Consider the following 18,616-nt stretch of genomic DNA (forward strand, 5'->3'; position numbering starts at 1 on the left):
TCCTGATCGTTCCCACGTCGAGGCGTCGAACCGTCTGCGTGGGAACGCCTCACCGGACGCTCTGCGTCCACTCTTGGGACGCAGAGCGTCCCCGGCTGCATTCCCACGCAGAGCGTGGGAACGATCAGTGCTCAACCCATCAGGAGTTTCCATGACCACGCAAATCCCCGAACCGGATCTCAACTACCTGCAAAAAGTCCTGCTGGAAATGCTCGCCATTCCCAGCCCCACCGGGTTCACCGACACCATCGTGCGTTACGTCGCCGAGCGTCTGGAAGAGCTCGGCATTCCCTTTGAAATGACTCGACGCGGCACCATTCGCGCCACGCTCAAAGGCAAGAAGAACAGCCCCGACCGCGCCGTTTCCGCGCACCTGGACACCATCGGCGCCGCCGTTCGTGCGATCAAAGACAACGGCCGCCTGACCCTCGCCCCGGTCGGCTGCTGGTCGAGCCGCTTTGCCGAGGGCAGCCGCGTCAGCCTGTTTACCGACAACGGCGTGATTCGCGGCAGTGTCTTGCCGTTGATGGCGTCCGGGCATGCCTTCAACACTGCCGTCGATGAAATGCCGATCAGTTGGGATCACGTTGAACTGCGTCTGGATGCCTACTGTGCGACCAAGGCTGACTGCGACTCGCTGGGCATCAGCATCGGCGACGTGGTCGCATTCGATCCGCTGCCGGAATTCACCGAAAGCGGTCACATCAGCGCCCGTCACCTCGATGACAAGGCCGGCGTTGCCGCGCTGCTCGCGGCACTCAAAGCCATCGTCGACAGCGGCCAGGAGCTGATGATCGACTGCCACCCGCTGTTCACCATCACCGAGGAAACCGGTAGCGGCGCGGCGGCGGCGCTGCCGTGGGACGTCAGCGAATTCGTCGGCATCGACATCGCGCCGGTCGCTCCCGGCCAGCACTCCAGCGAGCATGCGGTGAGTGTGGCGATGCAGGATTCTGGCGGCCCGTACGATTATCACCTGTCGCGACATTTGCTGCGTCTGGCCGGTGAAAACGAACTGCCGGTGCGCCGCGACCTGTTCCGCTATTACTTCAGCGATGCGCACTCGGCAGTGACCGCCGGCCACGACATCCGCACCGCCCTGCTCGCGTTTGGCTGCGATGCGACCCATGGGTATGAGCGCACGCACATCGACAGTCTGGCGGCGTTGAGTCGTTTGCTGGGCGCTTATATTCTGAGCCCGCCGGTGTTTGCCAGCGATGCGGCGCCAGCGAATGCTTCACTGGATCGCTTCAGTCATCAGATTGAGCATGACACACAGATGGAGAGCGATACGCGAGTGCCGTCGGTGGACAGTCTGGTGGGGCAGCGTAACGATAGTTAGATCATCGTTGTTTGGAATACCGCTATCGCGAGCAGGCGAAGGCCTACCTTTGGAATGCGTTCCCCTGTAGGAGTGAGCCTGCTCGCGATGGCGTAGGTACAGGCAACACAAAACTGGCAGGCAACCCGCAATCGCCGTAGCATCCCGCCATTGATTTGACCGAGGTGCCCATGCTCATTCCTTACGACGCTCTTGAAGTCGACACCCTCACCCGCCTCATCGAAGATTTCGTCACCCGCGACGGCACCGACAACGGTGATGACACGCCGCTGGAAACCCGCGTGCTGCGCGTGCGTCAGGCATTGACCAAAGGCCAGGCGCTGATCGTCTTCGACCCGGAAAGCGAGCAGTGCCAGTTGATGCTCAAGCACGACGTGCCCAAGCACCTGTTCGACTGAAATCCTCAGCGAACTTTCTGCGTGGCTTGCTTGCGCTGAATCCGCTCATAGACCTCCGCGCGGTGCACGTTGACCTTTTGTGGCGCCTCGACGCCAAATCGCACGCTGGCACCGTTCACTGACAGAACGCGCAAGGTGATGTCATCACCGATTGAAATCAACTCACCAACGACACGGCTGAGTACAAGCATGAGATTCGTCCTTCAGGGTTAGCGAACCCTGAAGATGCGCGGCTTGCCGCGCCTCTTCAATGCACGGAGTGCAAATCAGTTTTGCCTTACACCCATGCTCGCCTCGAGCTGTCAGACACTTCCCACAAAAGATCTTCAGGCAGCAGAAAAACGTGGCCCGAACAGAATCACGCTGGCGCCGATCACGCACAGCGCCACGCCGATCCAGTCCGAACCCAAGGGACGCACGCGCTCGACCACCATCAGCCAGCCAATCGAAGTGACGATGTAGATGCCGCCATAAGCGGCGTAGGCACGACCGGCATAGTTGGCTTCAACACGGGTCAGCAACAGTGCGAACAGGGTCAGGCTGAGCAGCGCAGGAATCACCCACAACGCACTTTTGCCCTGACGCAGCCACATGAAGAAAGCGAAACAACCGGCGATTTCAAACAGCGCCGCGAGAAAGAACCACAGGTAATTGAGCATTGATGCGTCTCGACAAGGTGACCAGTGCGGCCACCCTAACGACGCTGTCTGCAACGGGCAAGGTCAGCCGTTGTTCTGTTTGGCTTTGGCGCGCATCTTCTCCGCCATTGAAGTCATTTCGTTGTAGAGCAGTTGCGGGTTCTTCTGCTTCAGCGCCCAAGCCATTCGCCCTTGTTCGTGGGGCAGGATCATGAACTCGCCAGCGGCGACTTGCTGATAGATGTAGTCAGCGATATCCGCCGCCGTAATTGGCGAACTTTCCAGCAACTTGCCGACCTGCGCTTTCATCGCCGGGGTCGGCCCACGGAACGAATCGAGCAAGTTGGTCTGGAAGAAAGAGGGGCAAACCACGTGCACACCGACTTCCTGCTGCGCCAGTTCGATCAGCAGACTTTCCGACAGTGCCACCACGCCGGCCTTGGCCACGTTGTAGTTGCTCATCGCCGGGCCTTGCATCAGTGCGGCCATGGAGGCGATGTTGATGATTTTGCCTTTGCTTTGTTCAAGCAGTGGCAGGAACGCCTTGCAGCCCTTGACCACCCCCATCAGGTTGATTGCGATCTGCCAGTCCCAGTCTTCCAGCGACAGCTCGCTGAAGAAGCCACCCGAGGCCACGCCGGCGTTGTTGACGATGATGTCGATGCCACCGAGCTTCACTTCACAGGCCTGAGCGAGCGCGGTGAGCTGGCTGTAATCACGCACATCGCAGCGCTGGGTAAAACCGTCGCCGCCCGCCTCGCGGACCATTTTCAGGGTTTCCTGCAGACCGGGTTCGCTGACGTCGGACAAGGCCAGTTGCCAGCCTTCACGGGCCCAGCGCAGCGCGATTTCGCGACCCAGGCCCGAGCCCGCACCAGTGATCATCATGCGATTTTGCATAGCAGACAGCCTTGTTGTTCCGGGGAAGATGCGCGGAGTGTAGCGAAGGATCGGCGTGCGCCCACGCTCCATCAAGTTGCTGAATGGAGGATCAAAAGATCGCAGCCTTCGGCAGCTCCTGCATGGATTCCTGCAGGCGCTGTCGAGTGAAACGAGGCGGCGAACTTTTCTCTGTAAAGGAAATAAGTGAGCGATCCAAATACATTAAAAAAACATTGAATTTTCTTTCATGCACACCGGTCGGAATTTGTAAGCCGTCTGGAATTACTTAGTCTCCAGTCGCCCTTGAATACCAAGACTTCTCGAACGCTATCAACAAGGAAATCGACATGGGCACAATTCTAATCATTATCCTGATCCTGTTGCTGATCGGTGGTCTACCGGTCTTCCCGCACTCCAGAAGTTGGGGTTATGGTCCTTCGGGCATTATCGGCGTGGTGTTGGTGGTGCTGTTGGTGCTGCTGTTACTCGGTCGGATATAACGATTCACGCGTAAAAAAAGAGGCACTGTTAAGGGCCTCTTTTTTATTGCGCGGATCTTTCTGTTATAGATCGATCAGTCCGGCTTGCCGTGGATGACACCGGCGGTGTTATCCATCAGGCTCTTGGTTGCCGTTTGCAGGAACGCTTCGAGTTTGAGTTTCAACTCGGCGGTGCGCGGTGCATTCGGTACCACTTCGGCGTGCGGATTGGCCCCCAGTTGGTACTGCCACATCTTCGGCCCCATGTCTTTGTCTCTCGGCAACACCAGAATCTGGTCAGCGGTGACGATAGCAGTGGTCTGCTCGCTGCCCGACGGCTTGATCACACCGAAACCGGTGTCGCCTTCCGGCAGGTTGAGCAAGTCGCGGCCCCAGCACTGGTGACGCACTTCGCCGCCGAGACGGCCCATGATGGTTGGCACGATATCGATCTGCGTACCCACTGTGTGGTCACGCGTACCGAACTTCTCCTGAATGCCAGGTGCGATCATCAGCATCGGCACGTTGAAGCGGCCCAGGTCCATTTCGGTGATCTGGCGCTCGTTGCCGAAGCCGTGGTCGCCGACGATGACGAACAGGGTTTCCTTGAAGTACGGCTCTTTGCGCGCCTTCTCGAAGAACTGACCGAGCGCCCAGTCGGCGTAGCGCATGGCAGTCAAGTGTTCGTTGAGGCTGCCGCGATCGGTCACGCGCTCGACCGGCAATGGCGTCGGCAAGGCGTATGGCGTGTGGTTGGACAGGGTTTGCAGCAAGGCATAGAACGGCTTGCCGTTTTCCCGCGCCTTCAACTCTTGCAGACCACGGTCGAACATGTCCTGGTCGGACACGCCCCAGGTCGGATCGGAGAACACCGGGTTGACGAAGTCGTTACGGCCAACGAAGTTGGTCATGCCCTGGTTGCTGAAAAAGCCCGACTGGTTGTCCCAGGCGAAGTCGCCGTTGTAGACGTATACGTCGTCGTAGTTGCGGGCGCTGAGCACCTGCGGCAAGCCGGACAGTTTGTGGCTGCCTTCCGGGGTCTGCATCAGGTATTCGAAACCTGGCAGATTCGGGAAGCAGGCCATGGTCGCGAACATGCCCTGATGGGTGTGCGTACCGTTGGAGAAGAAGCGATCGAACAGCAGACCTTCCTTCGACAGTTTGTCCAGGTATGGCGTGATGTTGCCTGGCGCGCCCAGTGCACCGACCGAGTGACCGGCCATGCTTTCCATCAGGATCACCACAACGTTTTTGATCGGCAGGGTCTTGTCGGCCGGCGGCGTGTAATCACGGCGCACAGCGGCAATATCGGCATCGACCAATTTGTCGTCTGGCATCAGCAGCATGTCGCGCACGACTTTCTGCGCCTGCTCTTGCGGCAACGTCGCTTTCCAGATGTTGTCGCGATCTTCGCCCATGCGGGATTTGGCGGCCTCGATCAGCGACAGCGTGGCGTTGAGGCCGAGCTGGTTGGCGAAGTTGGAATCAGTGGTGTACACGTCCCCCCAACGCATTGGCGGGCCTTGACGCAGGGTGCCACGGGCGGCAACTACACAGATCAACAGGCAGACCACGAACACCGCCAGACGGGTGTACCACGGCGCAACTTGACGGGTACCGACACTGCCACCACTGAACGGGCCGCGCGGACGCGTGGCACGGTCGGCGCCTTTGAACGCGAGGGTCAGAATGACGGTGCCGATCACCCACGCCAGCAGGTAGCGCACCACCGGAAAACCGTACCAGAGCATGCTCATCACGGTTTTCGGGTCTTCTTTCACATACTGGAACACCAGACCGTTGAGGCGCTGGTGGAACTCGCGGTAGAAATCCATCTCCATCAGGCCGAGAAACAGCGCGATGCTTGAGGCGATGGTCAGCCACAAGCGGAAGAAGCCGCGTGCGGCCATGGCGCGGGCACTGAACAGCGCCAGTACCAGCGGAATGCACACGTAAACCACCAGGCGCAGGTCGAAACGCAGGCCGTTGGCGAAGGCTTCGAGGAAGGTCGAAGCCGGGGTGTCGAGGATCATCTCGCGGTTGTAGACCAGCAGCGCGAGGCGCAGCACGGAAAACATCACCATCATGACCAGCGCGCAAAGCAGCGTGTAGGCCAGATGCGATTTGACGGTCGGTTGCAGCAGGCGAGCAGAAGATCGCTGCTGATTCAGGGCGTCCGGGTTTGCCATGTCGTTTTAGGACCCATTGGAAGTTGAAGTTGCAAAAATACAGCGGCGCCAGGCCCTCTATTGGTCATTCCAGACCCCGGGGCTTGCGCGGTGCGCAAATGTTGCACGATCACCCGCACCATTGCCATTGATAACTGCCCTGCCGCCCGACACTTTCATTTAGTGCAGCGGCGAACCGGGACAGCGTGCAAACAGCGCGGGCGAATTGTCAGGAACACTTTGTGAAAATTTCGTGCAACGCATATCTGGAAACACAATATAGATACAAAACAAAACGCCCCGAATCGATCGGGGCGTTTTGTTGGAACGCGAGATTACTTCTCGGCGCGCTCTTTCAAGGCTTTGAGGGTATTGAACGGTGCATCGACGACAAACTTGTTGGCAATCATCGAAGGCACGCTACCACCCGGCTCGGTATGCACCTGATAGGTCACTTCAACCTGATCACCTTTGGGTACGAATTTCCAGAAGCCTTTGACCTGCGCTACACGGACAAAGCCTTTCTCTTCCGGAATGTACTTGGGCAGACCTTCGAGGTTACGGGTCAGGCTGCCATCGGCGCCTTCAACGGTGGTGATGTGCAGCACCGAATCACGCGGGGTCACCGGCCAAGGCGTGTTGAACTGGGTGTAGGTCCAGCTCTGATCGCCCTCGTGCTTGAGCAGTTTCTGGGTCTTGCATTCGTGAATCCAGGCACACGCGCCGGAGACATCTTCCTGCAGTGCGCGCAGTTTGGCGACGGTGGTTTTCATCAGCGCAACGCCCTGGTAGGACTTGTAGTCCGAACCTGGCACTTCACTCAGGGACACCTTGATGCCGTCCTCATTCTTGGCGACTTTCCAGTCTTCAGCCTGAGCGACGGAGGTGGCCAGCACAGCGGTCAAACCACACAACACAGCGATACGATGCAGCGAACCCATAGTCTTATTCCTTATTGTTGAAGTTCCGTTCGTTTGACACATCACGCCGCCGTCATCTGCTCCCACCAGCCAATCAGCCTGATCGCTTCTTCCGAGCTGCTGCCACAGACTTCGACATCCGCCGCAAAACCGGAACAGACTGCCGGGCGCTCGGGGCGGCCGAAAATGCTGCACAGGTTTTCGACCGAGAGTTGCACGCAACGTTCGCCGGCAGGTTTGCCATCAGGCATGCCGGGAATCGGCGAACTGATGGACGGGGCAATACAGCAGGCGCCACAGCCTTCACGGCACTTCATGACGAACATTTCCTCGCGACGGGCGATGTGTAAAAGGGACGCAGAACAGAGTAACCGCTAAAACGGCTGTTTTAAATTCCCTGAACCGGGGTTTTTACCGATAACTGAATGTGACTGACCAGTCTCCGACAAAGCGTCTGGTCTGCGGGTCACAGATGGCCTGCAGTCACTGCTTGAATTCAAAATCCAGCGCCGCACCTTCGACTTCACGGCGCTCTTCATTGCGCAGTTGCAACTGCATTTCGTTGCTGAGCAAACGGCCGTTGAGCTGGAAGCCGTTGTTCTTCTCGCCAAACATCTGCGGCAGGATCGCCTCGCGCTTGGGCAACTCAACCGTGCCTTTGGGCTTCAGTTCCTGAACCATGTCTTTGGGCAGACTCAAATCGAGCCTGGCCGGCGGCAGTCTGGTTTTCACCACTTCGCTGGCAGGTTTCGATTTGGACGCGATTGGCTTGCGCTTCTTGATGACTTTTTGCTGAGGTTTCTTCGCGGGAGCTGCCTTCTGCGCTGGCGTGTTTTTTTTCGCCGGGCTCGTCGCCGCCGGTTTTTCCTGAGCCGCAGCGGCCACAACGCCAGGCGCATGACCGATCATCAGCAAACCCAGCAAAACCCAAGCGGCAGGAGCAATCGCTTTCATGAACCCAACAGTGGCAAACGGCAGATGGCCATATGCTCGCTTGTTGGGCGCCACAAGACAAGCATCAGCCACCGCTCGTTCAGAATCCGCCAGCGGTTTCCTGGCACAGTTGCGTCGCCAGCAAGCCAAGGGTCATCAACGCCCGCTCCGCCTCGCGGTTCCACGGAATTCCGCAGTTCAGGCGAATACAGTGGTTGAACTGCTCGGTATTACTGAAGATCAGTCCCGGCGCAATGCTGATGCCCTGCTGCAGGGCGCGAACATGCAATTCCTGGGTATTCACCCTCCCCGGCAAGCTCACCCAGAGGATGAAACCGCCCGTGGGCCGGGTCATTTGCGTGCCTTCGGGGAAGTACTGCTGCACCGCCAACTGGAACGCGCTGAGGTTTTTTCGGTATTCCTGGCGGATGTACCGTAAATGCCGGTCATAACCGCCGTTTTCCAGATAAGCGGCAATCGCCATCTGCGTCACGCTGCACGCCGAGTGGGTGCTGAAGGTCTGCAAGCGCTGGATTTCCTGCTGATACTTGCCAGCGATCATCCAGCCGATGCGCACACCGGGTGACAAGGTTTTGGAGAAGCTCGAACAGTAGATCACCCGATCCAGTCGGTCATAAGCCTTGAGCGCTTTGGTTTTGCCCTGTTCGAACATCAACTCGCCATAGATGTCGTCTTCGACAATCTGGATGTCGAAGTCCGAGGCCAGACGCAGCAACTGTTTCTGCCGCTCTTCGGGCATGGTGCCGCCCAACGGATTGCTCAGGCGCGTGGTCAGCACCAGCGCCTTGATCGACCATTGGTTGGCGGCCAGTTGCAAGGCTTCGAGGCTCATGCCAGTGGCCGGATCGCTAGGGATTTCGATGACCTTCAAGCCGAGCAGATCGGCCAATTGCAGCAAACCGTAATAGGTTGGTGATTCGGCGGCGATCAGATCGCCCGGCCGGGTCAGCACGCGCAACGACATCTGCAAGGCATCGACACAACCGTGGGTGATGACCACTTCTGATGGATCGACCACCACACCGGCGTCGCGCATGCGGATCGCCACTTGCCGGCGCAGCGGTTCGAAACCGGGGCTGAACATGTAGCTGAAAGCGCGCGGGCTATGGAAACGGGTGACCTTGGCCAGTTGCTGATGCAGTGCGCGCACCGGCAAGTAATCGACACTGGGCACCGCAGCGCCGAGCGGGAATACACCCTCACGGCGCGATTCGACCAACACCTGTTGAATGATGCTGCTGCGGGTGACCAGCCCCGGCCGCTCGACACGGGCGATGTCCGGCGTCGGCGCCGTCAATGCCGGCGTCTGGTGCACGTAATAACCGGACTGCGGGCGCGCCCGAATCAGCCCCTGATCTTCGAGATTGGCGTAAGCCTGCAACACCGTTGCATGGCTGACGTTGAGCTGCGAACTCATCTTGCGCACCGAAGGCACGCGCTCCCCCGGTTGATAGACCCCACGGCGGATGTCTTCGGCCAGTTGCTGAGCAATACGTTGGTAGAGCAAGAGATTGGTCATGACGCAGCACTCGATTTCACGGGCATTTTATTCTTGTGTGAAACAATACCGGAACAGTTTAGAAGTGTACTGGGACAGTTGCCACATTACTCGACCATACAGTGCGGTGTCTGCCCCCTACTGTACGGATTGCGAGCCAATCGACAGACGTAAAAAAGCCCGGCACTGCATGACAGCCCGGGCTTTCCAGAGACGCAACCCTTAACGGGCGGCGCCGAGCTGGCCTTTTTCATCGGAGAAGACAATTTCCACGCGACGGTTCTGTGCCCGCCCACGCTCGGAAGCGTTGGCGTCCACCGGGTATTCGTCGCCGTAGCCTTCGACCTGAATACGTTTGTCGTCGATGCCCAGGTCCATCAGCACGTCGGCCACCGCTTGCGCGCGATCACGGGACAGCTTGAGGTTTTCCTGTTTGCCGCCGGTGCTGTCGGTGTAGCCCTCGATGCGCACTACACGTTTGGGGTTCAGTTGCAGGAACTGGACGATTTTCAGCACAACACGGTTGGCCGAGTTTTTCAGCTCTGCTTCACCGGTGTCGAACAGCACATCGCCGAGGGTCATCACCAGACCACGGTCGGTCTGCGTGGTGGCCAGTGCAACGATCTGTTCTTCCAGCCATTTGCCCTGTTGCTGCACGCTGAGCAACTTGGATTCACGCAGGGCCAGTTGCAAGCGCTGGCGATCCAGCTCGAGCTTGGCCGCGCGCTCTTCGTTGAGCACCTGATTGGTGTGCTCGCGGGCAATTTCGCTGTAACGCTGGCTCAGGTAGGCGTAGTGCACAACATCGGAACCGCTGCCCCAATAGGTCGACAGGCGATCGGCACGGGCCAGCGACTCACCGGCACGGATCACGTCTTTCGGTGCGATGCGCAGCACGTTGGAGTCCTCCTTGACCTTCTGGAAGTCGGCGCTGGCGGCTTGCAGAGCGGATTCGCTGTGCTGACCGGCGCAGCCGTACAGGCTGACGCAACCGGCGAGCAGCAGACCGCCGAGGACTTTCGACTTGAGGCTCATTGGGCATCTCCCAATTGCTTGCGCAAACGGACGATGCGGGTGTTAAGCACATTCACCTGTTCTTGACTTTTTTGCGTCAGCACTTTGGCTTCGGCCAGACGTGCATCCAGTTCAGCCTGTTCGGAGCGCATACGCGCGTTCCGATAGGACTGGTCAGCCATGTTGCCTTTGGCGCGGTTGTACTTGGTTTCGGCCAGTTTCATTTCCGGCACTTCATCGGCGGTGGCGCCAACAGCTTTGGCCTGGGTGATGGCTTGCTCGGTCAGGCGCATTTGTTCATTGGGTGCCGGATCGGTCGCGCAACCGGCCAGGGCCAGAACGGCCACAGCCGCGAAAAGAGGTCGAATACTCACTAAGAATCCCTACTGTTTTGGGGCACTGACGGGTTGTGGCGGCTGTTGCTGCTGCGCCTTCCAGCGCTCGATGTTGCGTTGCAGCGCGGCTTCCGTCAGTCCGGACGCGGGCAATTCTGTCATCTTTTTGGCCAACTGTCCGCGCAACCACGGATCGTTGCATGCCGAGTTATGCGAAACCGCGAGGAACAGCCCCGGCCGGTCGACCGGTTGCTCGAACACCAACAGGTCATTGGCCATACCCAATGCCTGCGCGGCGGCCATGCCCGAGTAGCGCCCGGCGAGTACATATTCCACTTCGCCCAAGAGCAATTTCTGTAGCGCCTGAGTGAGGTTGGCTGTCCGGGTCAGGGTCAGATTCTGCTCGGCGAAAGTGCCAAATGCCTGGGTCATACGAGACTTTTCCGACAACGCACCGACGTGACCGTGCAAGTCTTTGGCCTCGCTGTAGACCAGCGTCGAGCCTTTGCGGGTCCACACCAGATAGTCGTTTTCCAGCAACGGCGGATGGATGTAGTCGAGGTTTTCCAGCTCATTGAGGGTCAGCGGCGCGTCGGCGAGCATGTCCATGCGCCCGCTGCGCACTTCATCGAGGGCTTGCGAACGTTTGCCGGCGTAGAGCAATTCGACTTTGATGCCGAGGTCTTTGGCGACTTGTTGCAGCAGATCAGCGCTGGCACCGATCAACTGCTTGGGGTTTTGTGGGTCTTGCCACAGATACGGCGGCGCATCCGGGCTACCGGTGACGACGAGGCGCTCGCATTTGCCAGCGGCCATCGCCAACCCCGGCAACAGGGCCAACCCCAACAACCATCCGCAACGCAGATCCATGGCAACACGCTCCCACTCAAATCCGAGACAAAAAAAAGCCCGACCAAAAGGTCGGGCTCTTTATAAGTGAAGCCGCTGGATTAGACCAGCTTCTCCAGCTCGGGGACGGCTTCGAACAGATCTGCCACGAGACCGTAATCGGCCACCTGGAAGATCGGCGCTTCTTCGTCCTTGTTGATCGCAACGATCACTTTGGAGTCTTTCATACCGGCCAGGTGCTGGATCGCGCCGGAGATACCGACGGCGATGTACAGCTGTGGCGCAACGATCTTGCCGGTCTGACCGACCTGCATGTCGTTCGGTACGAAACCTGCGTCGACGGCGGCGCGCGAAGCACCCACCGCAGCGCCCAGCTTGTCGGCCAGAGCGTACAGGTGCTTGAAGTTGTCGCCGTTCTGCATGCCGCGGCCGCCGGAAACGACGATCTTGGCAGCGGTCAGTTCCGGACGATCGGACTTGGCCAGTTCTTCGTTGACGAAGCTCGAAGTGCCAGCGTTGTGCGCAGCAGCAACGGCTTCAACAGCAGCCGAACCACCTTCAGCGGCAACCGGGTCGAAACCGGTAGCACGCACAGTGATCACTTTGATTGCAGCGGTCGACTGTACGGTAGCGATGGCGTTACCGGCGTAGATCGGACGCTTGAACGTGTCAGCGCTTTCGACCGAGATGATTTCGGAGATCTGGTCAACGTCCAGTTGCGCGGCAACGCGCGGCAGGATGTTTTTGCCGTTGGAGGTCGCGGCAGCCAGGATGTGGCTGTAGCCAGCGCCCAGCTCTGCAACCAATGGCGCAACGTTTTCCGGCAACTGATGCGCGTAAGCGGCATTGTCAGCGTTGAGGACTTTGCTCACGCCAGCGATTTTCGCAGCGGCTTCAGCCACGGCGCCAGCGCCTTGACCTGCAACCAGAACGTGGACGTCGCCGCCGATTTTGACCGCAGCAGCCACGGTGTTCAGTGTGGCCGGGGCCAGCACTTTGTTGTCGTGTTCAGCAATAACCAAGATAGTCATTTAGATTACCTTCGCTTCGTTTTTCAGTTTCTCGACCAGTTCAGCCACCGATTTGACCTTGATACCTGCGCTGCGTGCAGCCGGCGCTTCGACTTTCAGGGTCTTGTTGGTGGAGGCGGTGGAAACGCCCAAAGCGTCCGGAGTCAGCACTTCGAGAGGCTTCTTCTTGGCTTTCATGATGTTTGGCAGGGACGCGTAGCGCGGCTCGTTCAAACGCAGGTCGGTAGTGACGATTGCCGGCAGTTTCAGGGAAACCGTCTGCGCGCCGCCGTCGATTTCACGGGTCACGGCAACGCTGTCGCCGGAGACTTCGACTTTCGAGGCGAATGTGCCCTGACCGTAGCCGCTCAGTGCAGCAAGCATCTGGCCGGTCTGGTTGTTGTCGCTATCGATCGCCTGTTTGCCGAGGATAACCAGTTGCGGCTGTTCCTTGTCGACCACAGCCTTGAGCAGCTTGGCCACGGCGAGCGAGGTCAGATCTTCAGCGGATTCGACGAGGATGGCACGGTCGGCACCCAGAGCCAGTGCGGTACGCAGTTGCTCCTGAGCGGTGGTCGGGCCGATGGAGACGACGACGATTTCAGTCGCAACACCTTTCTCTTTCAGGCGTACGGCTTCTTCCACTGCGATTTCGCAGAACGGGTTCATCGACATCTTGACGTTGGCGAGATCGACGCCGGAATTGTCCGCCTTGACGCGAACCTTGACGTTGTAATCCACAACGCGTTTGACAGCTACAAGAACCTTCATGGATTCCTCGTTACTCTCCGGTGAAAAGAAAGTCGCCTAGGCGAACCTGGCGGTTGATGCTCATCAGGCTAAAAGGGCACCTCTAAAAACGCCGACCGGGGTGCGAAGTGATTCCACGATGTGAGGGGGGTGCGACCGTTCGTCAGTGGTGACCGACAAGTCATTGATCCTCACGCTGTGTAAACTGCGCGCCAGACTGCGCTGCGCATCACTCTCAACCGCCTGTGCCCTGTCTTTAGACGTGCTCTTGAAACCGCCAGTCTGCCTACGACGAGCGCAAAACCGCCCGTATCTTGACCGGAACGCCTATTCCGGTCAATACAGCAAAATGACCATTCATAAGCCGCGCTTCTTTGATTTCTCTGGGCTGGAGCCGATTCAAACAAACGTTTGTATTGGACGCTCGGAGTGGTGTAGATATAATGCGCCGCCTAGAGAGAAAGGTCGGTCTCCAATATTCCCCTTGACGTTAACGTAAAGGAATAGCGGATGCGACATCAAACCTCCAAATTAGAAAAAAAACTGTTGAGCCTTGAGTAGGAGATAGCCTGTGGAACGCGAATACATGGAATTCGACGTGGTCATCGTCGGTGCCGGCCCCGCTGGCCTGTCCGCCGCCTGCCGTCTGAAGCAGAAGGCCGCCGAAGCCGGTAAGGAAATCAGCGTCTGCGTGGTCGAAAAAGGCTCCGAAGTCGGCGCACACATCCTGTCCGGTGCCGTATTCGAACCACGCGCTCTGAACGAACTGTTCCCGGACTGGAAAGAACTTGGCGCTCCGCTGAACACGCCAGTGACCCGCGACGATATTTTCGTGCTGAAAAACGCCGAAAACGCGCAGAAAATTCCAGACTTCTTTGTGCCCAAGACCATGCACAACGAAGGCAACTACATTATTTCTCTCGGCAACCTGTGCCGCTGGCTGGCCCAGCAGGCCGAGAACCTTGGCGTGGAAATCTACCCGGGTTTCGCCGCTCAGGAAGCGCTGATCGACGAACAAGGCGTGGTGCGCGGGATCATCACCGGTGATCTGGGCGTTGACCGCGAAGGCAACCCGAAAGAAGGCCTGTACACCCCAGGCATGGAACTGCGTGGCAAGTACACGCTGTTCGCCGAAGGCTGCCGTGGCCACATCGGCAAGCAACTGATCAAGCGCTACAACCTCGACAGCGATGCCGACGCCCAGCACTACGGCATCGGCCTGAAAGAAATCTGGGAAATCGACCCGGCCAAACACCAGCCAGGCCTGGTGGTGCATACCGCCGGTTGGCCGCTGGACATCATGGGCACCGAAAACACCGGTGGCTCGTTCCTCTATCACCTGGAAAACAACCAGGTGGTGGTTGGTCTGATCGTTGACCTGTCCTACAGCAACACTTACCTGTCGCCGTTCGACGAGTTCCAGCGCCTCAAGCATCACCCGGTGCTGGCGCAGTACCTTGAAGGCGGCAAGCGCATCAGCTACGGCGCGCGCGCGATCTGCAAAGGTGGCCTGAACTCGCTGCCGAAAATGGTCTTCAAGGGCGGCGCGCTGATCGGTTGCGACCTCGGCACCCTGAACTTCGCCAAGATCAAGGGCAGCCACACCGCGATGAAGTCCGGCATGCTCGCCGCAGAATCGGTGGCTGACGCGCTGTTCGCGGAAAAGGACGGCACTGAAGAGCTGACCACTTACGTCGACGCGTTCAAGAAGAGCTGGCTCTACGACGAACTGTTCGCCAGCCGTAACTTCGGCCCGGCGATCCACAAGTTCGGCGCCATCGTTGGCGGCGGCTTCAACTGGCTGGACCAGAACATCTTCGGCGGCAAACTGCCGTTCACCCTGCACGACACCAAGCCGGATTACGCTTGCCTCAAGCTCGCGGCGGACTGCAAGAAGATCGACTATCCGAAGCCGGACGGCAAACTCAGCTTCGACAAACTCAGCTCGGTGTTCATCTCCGGTACCAACCACGAAGAAGAGCAGCCGTGCCACCTGAAGCTGACCGACCCGAGCATCCCGATCAGCAAGAACCTGCCGCTGTACGACGAACCGGCGCAGCGCTACTGCCCGGCCGGTGTGTACGAAGTGATCACCAAGGAAGACGGCGAGAAGCGCTTCCAGATCAATGCGCAGAACTGCGTGCACTGCAAGACCTGTGACATCAAGGACCCTTCGCAGAACATCACCTGGGTCACGCCGGAAGGCGCTGGCGGCCCGACTTATCCAAACATGTAAGTCGAACCGCTGAACATCAAGGCTCCCGATTTGGGGGCCTTTTTGTTGCCCAAAATTCCTGCAACACCACCGAACCCTGTAGGAGTGAGCCTGCTCGCGATAGCGGTGTTTCAGTCAGCATAATCGTTAACTGATACACCGCTATCGCGAGCAGGCTCACTCCTACAAGGGATCTGTGCAGAATCAGGCAGCGCGCTCGTCACCCGGGCTGCGCTCAAAGTAACGCTTGTACTCGCGGCTGAACTGCGACGTGCTCTGATACCCCACCCGATGCGCCACCTGCGCCACACCCAGGCCTTCGGCGACCAACAACGTCTGCGCCTTCAACAAGCGCAAACGCTTCAAATACTGCACCGGCGACAACAACGTGCTGCGCTTGAAATGCTCATGAAAGGTCGACACGCTCATGTTCGCGCAACCGGCCAGCGTTTCCACGTTCAACGGCTCGGTGTAATGCGCATGCAGATGACTGATCGACGCCGCCACCCGCGCGAACTGCCCCTGCTGCTCGACCAACGCGCGCAATACATCAGCCTGCGGCCCGCGCAACGCGACAAACAATAATTCCCTTACCCGCGCCGGCCCGAGAATCTGACATTCCAGCGGATCATGCAGGCAACTGAGCAAACGCTCGACGCAACCGCGCATGGCATCGTCGAGCACCACCGAGGTCATCGACTCCGGTGTCTGCGCCGGGATATGCCGGCCCGGCGCCAGACCCATGGCCAGCACCAGCTCACCGAGCAAGACCCGGTCGATCGCCACCGAAACACCGAGCAACGGCGCATCAGGCAAGGCAAACGTCTCGCATTCGAACGGCACCGGCAGCGCCTGAATCAGATAATGCCCGGCGCCGTACTCCATGGTGCGCGGCCCGAGAAACGCCAGTTTGCTGCCCTGGGCGATGATCATCAGGCTCGGTTCGTAAATGTGCGGGCCACGGGCAACGTCGCAACTGGCACGCAGCACCTGCACACCCGGCAGCCCGGTCTGGCTGTAACCATCGCGCAGCGCCAGCGGTTCGATCAGCGAAACCAGCCGGGCATTGGCATCAAGATGACGGGTCAACTGCATCGAATTGTTCTTCACAAAAAATCACGAAAATAAGGGATGAAAGCATCATCGCAGATCCTTTTGCCAATGCGACCGATCAAACCCGTATGCCGGAGGATTAGGCATGAGACCCGGAGGAATCGTCATGGCCGGACCGAGAGTCGGCGCCCAGAATGCGCCGCCTCACTTGTTCCTGCTTTTGCGAGGTTTCACATGTATACCGCCATCGGTTATGCCGCCCAATCGGCCACCACCCCCCTCGCCCCGATGAAATTCGAACGCCGCAGCCCGCGCGCCGATGACGTCGCGATCGAAATCCTTTACTGCGGCGTATGCCACTCCGACATCCACCAGGCGCGCAACGAATGGGGTATCGCCGTTTACCCGTTGATGCCCGGCCACGAGATCGTCGGAAAAGTCACCGCGATCGGTGCGAATGTCACCCAACACAAAGTAGGCGATCTGGTCGGCGTTGGCTGCATGGTCGACTCGTGCCGCACCTGTGAAGCGTGCCAGTCGAACCTTGAGCAATATTGCCTCGAAGGTCCGACCATGACCTATGCCACCCCGGACCGGGTCGATGGCAGCAACACCATGGGCGGTTATTCGGACAGCATCGTCGTCAGCGAACACTTCGTCGTACGCATTCCGGAAAAACTGGCGTTAGCCAGCGCCGCGCCGATTCTCTGTGCCGGCATCACCACCTACTCGCCGCTCAAGCACTACGGCGTCAAGGCCGGCGACAAGGTCGGGATTCTCGGCATGGGCGGTCTGGGCCACATGGGCATCAAGTTCGCCAAGGCCATGGGCGCCGAAGTCACGCTGTTCACCCGCTCGGCGAGCAAGGCCGAAGAAGGCCGTCGTCAGGGCGCCGATCATGTGATCGTTTCCACCGACGCCGAGCAGATGAAAGCCGCTGCCGGTTACTTCGACTTCCTGCTCGACACCATTCCGGTGCAGCACGACCTCAACCCGTACCTCGACACCCTGCGTTTCGATGGTGTGCATATTCTGGTTGGCCTGATCGAACCGATCGATCCACCTGTGCACGCCGGCAAACTGGTGATGAGCCGTCGCGTGCTGGCCGGCTCGTTGATCGGTGGCGTCGCCGAAACCCAGGAAGTCCTGGATTTCTGCGCCGAGCACAACATCACCTGCGACATCGAAATGCTCGACATCCGCCAGATCAACGAGGCTTACGCCCGGATGATTGCCGGTGACGTGAAGTACCGCTTCGTGATCGACATGGCAACGCTCAAGGTTTAAATCTTCAGACCGAGTTCCGCCGAAAGCCGGGCTGTGACCCCTTTGATCAGAGGAATCAGCTCGGCCATTTTTTCCAGCGGCATGTACGGCACAGTGCTGGCGATACTGATCGCCGCCACGATGCCCTTGCTCGCATCACGAATCGGCGCCGCCACACAGCGGATCGACGGTTCGTTGTCCTCCAGATCGAAGGCGTAGCCCCCGGCGACGTACTCGGTCATGCGCTGCTCAAGCTGCTCCCACGACTGCTGAGGATGCTGCGGCCAGAACTGACTCTTCCCACCTGCCGGCAGACTGATGTCGTACAGACGTTGCCAATCCTGCGGTGAGTCATCGAGCATCAACGCCTTACCGATACCGGTGCGCGCCAGCGGCATGCGATGGCCGACCCGCGAACGCATTTCCGGGCCGTTGCGCCCCGGATTTTTCAGCAGATACAACACTTCATCACCTTCGCGAATGCCCAAGTGCACGGTGTCACCAGTCAGCGCGGATAACTCATCCAGATACGGCCCGGCCAAGGTCACCAGCGGCAACTCTTCACGCGCCTGGAAACCCAATTCGATCAGCTTCGGTCCGAGCAGATAACCGACTTGCGGCACCACGCGCAGATAGCGCTCGTCGACCAGGCAACTGGCCAGACGATGGGTGGTGCTGCGCGTGGTGCCGATCAGCCGGGCGATCTCCTTGAGATCGCGAGCGCCACTGGCGACGGCTTGCACCACACCCAAGCCACGCAACAGCGTCTGTGTGCCAGTGGGCGCGGCGTCCTTGGTTTTTTCCGGAGCGTCTTCCTGCATATCCAGCCTTTACCGTTGAGCGAG

At 59.0% G+C, this 18,616-nt stretch carries 20 protein-coding genes; 5 read left to right on the forward strand and 15 right to left on the reverse strand.

Features of this window, described 5'->3' with window-relative positions; translation table 11 throughout:
- Nucleotides 1–151: 151 nt before the first annotated feature.
- The gene (locus H8F23_RS08705; RefSeq protein ID WP_016985987.1) at nt 152–1,342 is read left to right on the forward strand and encodes an osmoprotectant NAGGN system M42 family peptidase; all 1,191 of its coding nucleotides are present in this window, start codon (nt 152–154) and stop codon (nt 1,340–1,342) included.
- 170 nt (nt 1,343–1,512) lie between these two features.
- On the forward strand, nt 1,513–1,740 hold the full coding sequence (locus H8F23_RS08710) for a YheU family protein (protein ID WP_003192759.1): 228 nt from the start codon (nt 1,513–1,515) through the stop codon (nt 1,738–1,740).
- 5 nt (nt 1,741–1,745) lie between these two features.
- Here H8F23_RS08710 and csrA read toward each other — a convergent pair whose 3' ends face one another.
- The 3 genes from csrA to H8F23_RS08725 form a co-directional block, all read right to left on the reverse strand.
- Nucleotides 1,746–1,931: a carbon storage regulator CsrA gene (csrA, locus tag H8F23_RS08715; protein WP_016985988.1), complete on the reverse strand. Its 186-nt coding sequence runs from the start codon at nt 1,929–1,931 to the stop codon at nt 1,746–1,748.
- Between the two features lie 135 nt (nt 1,932–2,066).
- Complete coding sequence (locus H8F23_RS08720; RefSeq protein ID WP_016985989.1) at nt 2,067–2,399, reverse strand: YnfA family protein; 333 nt, start codon at nt 2,397–2,399, stop codon at nt 2,067–2,069.
- Between the two features lie 63 nt (nt 2,400–2,462).
- Nucleotides 2,463–3,278 carry an SDR family oxidoreductase gene (locus tag H8F23_RS08725; RefSeq protein ID WP_194934055.1) on the reverse strand — a complete coding sequence of 272 codons (816 nt, stop codon included), beginning with the start codon at nt 3,276–3,278 and terminating at the stop codon, nt 2,463–2,465.
- Nucleotides 3,279–3,601: 323 nt separating this feature from the next.
- Between H8F23_RS08725 and H8F23_RS08730 the strand changes: the two genes are divergently transcribed.
- On the forward strand, nt 3,602–3,760 hold the full coding sequence (locus H8F23_RS08730; protein WP_169432680.1) for a DUF3309 family protein: 159 nt from the start codon (nt 3,602–3,604) through the stop codon (nt 3,758–3,760).
- A 74-nt stretch (nt 3,761–3,834) separates the two neighbouring features.
- Here the strand turns inward: H8F23_RS08730 and H8F23_RS08735 are convergent, their stop codons facing one another.
- From H8F23_RS08735 to H8F23_RS08780, 10 genes are all read right to left on the reverse strand, one after another.
- Nucleotides 3,835–5,928, reverse strand: a complete 2,094-nt coding sequence (locus H8F23_RS08735) for an LTA synthase family protein (RefSeq protein WP_194934056.1) — start codon at nt 5,926–5,928, stop codon at nt 3,835–3,837.
- A gap of 314 nt (nt 5,929–6,242) precedes the next feature.
- Entirely contained in the window at nt 6,243–6,848 is a 606-nt protein-coding gene (locus tag H8F23_RS08740) for an START domain-containing protein (protein WP_016985992.1), read from the reverse strand.
- Between the two features lie 41 nt (nt 6,849–6,889).
- Nucleotides 6,890–7,144 (reverse strand): YkgJ family cysteine cluster protein, encoded by a 255-nt coding sequence (locus H8F23_RS08745; RefSeq protein ID WP_007908349.1) that lies wholly within the window; start codon nt 7,142–7,144, stop codon nt 6,890–6,892.
- A gap of 166 nt (nt 7,145–7,310) precedes the next feature.
- Nucleotides 7,311–7,781: a translation initiation factor 2 gene (locus H8F23_RS08750; protein ID WP_099759341.1), complete on the reverse strand. Its 471-nt coding sequence runs from the start codon at nt 7,779–7,781 to the stop codon at nt 7,311–7,313.
- Nucleotides 7,782–7,860: 79 nt separating this feature from the next.
- Entirely contained in the window at nt 7,861–9,300 is a 1,440-nt protein-coding gene (locus tag H8F23_RS08755) for an aminotransferase-like domain-containing protein (RefSeq protein ID WP_016985994.1), read from the reverse strand.
- Between the two features lie 201 nt (nt 9,301–9,501).
- The gene (locus H8F23_RS08760; protein WP_194934057.1) at nt 9,502–10,314 is read right to left on the reverse strand and encodes an OmpA family protein; all 813 of its coding nucleotides are present in this window, start codon (nt 10,312–10,314) and stop codon (nt 9,502–9,504) included.
- Nucleotides 10,311–10,667, reverse strand: a complete 357-nt coding sequence (locus tag H8F23_RS08765) for a DUF4398 domain-containing protein (protein WP_093435356.1) — start codon at nt 10,665–10,667, stop codon at nt 10,311–10,313. Before H8F23_RS08765 ends, H8F23_RS08760 begins: the two co-directional genes overlap by 4 nt.
- A gap of 9 nt (nt 10,668–10,676) precedes the next feature.
- Complete coding sequence (locus H8F23_RS08770; protein WP_095048587.1) at nt 10,677–11,498, reverse strand: substrate-binding periplasmic protein; 822 nt, start codon at nt 11,496–11,498, stop codon at nt 10,677–10,679.
- 80 nt (nt 11,499–11,578) lie between these two features.
- A complete protein-coding gene (locus tag H8F23_RS08775; protein WP_093435361.1) occupies nt 11,579–12,508 on the reverse strand; it encodes an electron transfer flavoprotein subunit alpha/FixB family protein in 930 nt (309 codons plus the stop codon).
- Nucleotides 12,509–13,258, reverse strand: coding sequence for an electron transfer flavoprotein subunit beta/FixA family protein (locus tag H8F23_RS08780; protein WP_007908338.1), 750 nt, complete (start codon nt 13,256–13,258; stop codon nt 12,509–12,511). It lies immediately after the preceding gene.
- 550 nt (nt 13,259–13,808) lie between these two features.
- On the opposite strand from H8F23_RS08780, the gene H8F23_RS08785 reads away from it, so the two are divergent.
- Entirely contained in the window at nt 13,809–15,473 is a 1,665-nt protein-coding gene (locus H8F23_RS08785; RefSeq protein ID WP_016985998.1) for an electron transfer flavoprotein-ubiquinone oxidoreductase, read from the forward strand.
- Nucleotides 15,474–15,656: 183 nt separating this feature from the next.
- Here H8F23_RS08785 and H8F23_RS08790 read toward each other — a convergent pair whose 3' ends face one another.
- A complete protein-coding gene (locus tag H8F23_RS08790; protein ID WP_099756894.1) occupies nt 15,657–16,547 on the reverse strand; it encodes an AraC family transcriptional regulator in 891 nt (296 codons plus the stop codon).
- A gap of 192 nt (nt 16,548–16,739) precedes the next feature.
- On the opposite strand from H8F23_RS08790, the gene H8F23_RS08795 reads away from it, so the two are divergent.
- Nucleotides 16,740–17,792 carry an NAD(P)-dependent alcohol dehydrogenase gene (locus H8F23_RS08795; RefSeq protein ID WP_007908332.1) on the forward strand — a complete coding sequence of 351 codons (1,053 nt, stop codon included), beginning with the start codon at nt 16,740–16,742 and terminating at the stop codon, nt 17,790–17,792.
- On the opposite strand, the gene H8F23_RS08800 is transcribed toward H8F23_RS08795, so the two are convergent.
- Nucleotides 17,789–18,592 carry an IclR family transcriptional regulator gene (locus H8F23_RS08800; RefSeq protein WP_194934058.1) on the reverse strand — a complete coding sequence of 268 codons (804 nt, stop codon included), beginning with the start codon at nt 18,590–18,592 and terminating at the stop codon, nt 17,789–17,791. The genes H8F23_RS08795 and H8F23_RS08800 overlap by 4 nt on opposite strands.
- Nucleotides 18,593–18,616: the final 24 nt, after the last annotated feature.

The organism is Pseudomonas neuropathica, from assembly GCF_015461835.1.
GTDB lineage: Bacteria > Pseudomonadota > Gammaproteobacteria > Pseudomonadales > Pseudomonadaceae > Aquipseudomonas > Aquipseudomonas neuropathica.

Bases quoted from the DNA above. Each gene is read 5' to 3' on its own strand.
- H8F23_RS08705 (WP_016985987.1), top strand. From the start codon at position 152: ATGACCACGCAAATCCCCGAACCGGATCTCAACTACCTGCAAAAAGTC.
- H8F23_RS08710 (WP_003192759.1), top strand. From the start codon at position 1,513: ATGCTCATTCCTTACGACGCTCTTGAAGTCGACACCCTCACCCGCCTC.
- csrA (WP_016985988.1), bottom strand. From the start codon at position 1,931: ATGCTTGTACTCAGCCGTGTCGTTGGTGAGTTGATTTCAATCGGTGAT.
- H8F23_RS08720 (WP_016985989.1), bottom strand. From the start codon at position 2,399: ATGCTCAATTACCTGTGGTTCTTTCTCGCGGCGCTGTTTGAAATCGCC.
- H8F23_RS08725 (WP_194934055.1), bottom strand. From the start codon at position 3,278: ATGCAAAATCGCATGATGATCACTGGTGCGGGCTCGGGCCTGGGTCGC.
- H8F23_RS08735 (WP_194934056.1), bottom strand. From the start codon at position 5,928: ATGGCAAACCCGGACGCCCTGAATCAGCAGCGATCTTCTGCTCGCCTG.
- H8F23_RS08740 (WP_016985992.1), bottom strand. From the start codon at position 6,848: ATGGGTTCGCTGCATCGTATCGCTGTGTTGTGTGGTTTGACCGCTGTG.
- H8F23_RS08745 (WP_007908349.1), bottom strand. From the start codon at position 7,144: ATGAAGTGCCGTGAAGGCTGTGGCGCCTGCTGTATTGCCCCGTCCATC.
- H8F23_RS08750 (WP_099759341.1), bottom strand. From the start codon at position 7,781: ATGAAAGCGATTGCTCCTGCCGCTTGGGTTTTGCTGGGTTTGCTGATG.
- H8F23_RS08755 (WP_016985994.1), bottom strand. From the start codon at position 9,300: ATGACCAATCTCTTGCTCTACCAACGTATTGCTCAGCAACTGGCCGAA.
- H8F23_RS08760 (WP_194934057.1), bottom strand. From the start codon at position 10,314: ATGAGCCTCAAGTCGAAAGTCCTCGGCGGTCTGCTGCTCGCCGGTTGC.
- H8F23_RS08770 (WP_095048587.1), bottom strand. From the start codon at position 11,498: ATGGATCTGCGTTGCGGATGGTTGTTGGGGTTGGCCCTGTTGCCGGGG.
- H8F23_RS08775 (WP_093435361.1), bottom strand. From the start codon at position 12,508: ATGACTATCTTGGTTATTGCTGAACACGACAACAAAGTGCTGGCCCCG.
- H8F23_RS08780 (WP_007908338.1), bottom strand. From the start codon at position 13,258: ATGAAGGTTCTTGTAGCTGTCAAACGCGTTGTGGATTACAACGTCAAG.
- H8F23_RS08790 (WP_099756894.1), bottom strand. From the start codon at position 16,547: ATGCAGTTGACCCGTCATCTTGATGCCAATGCCCGGCTGGTTTCGCTG.
- H8F23_RS08795 (WP_007908332.1), top strand. From the start codon at position 16,740: ATGTATACCGCCATCGGTTATGCCGCCCAATCGGCCACCACCCCCCTC.
- H8F23_RS08800 (WP_194934058.1), bottom strand. From the start codon at position 18,592: ATGCAGGAAGACGCTCCGGAAAAAACCAAGGACGCCGCGCCCACTGGC.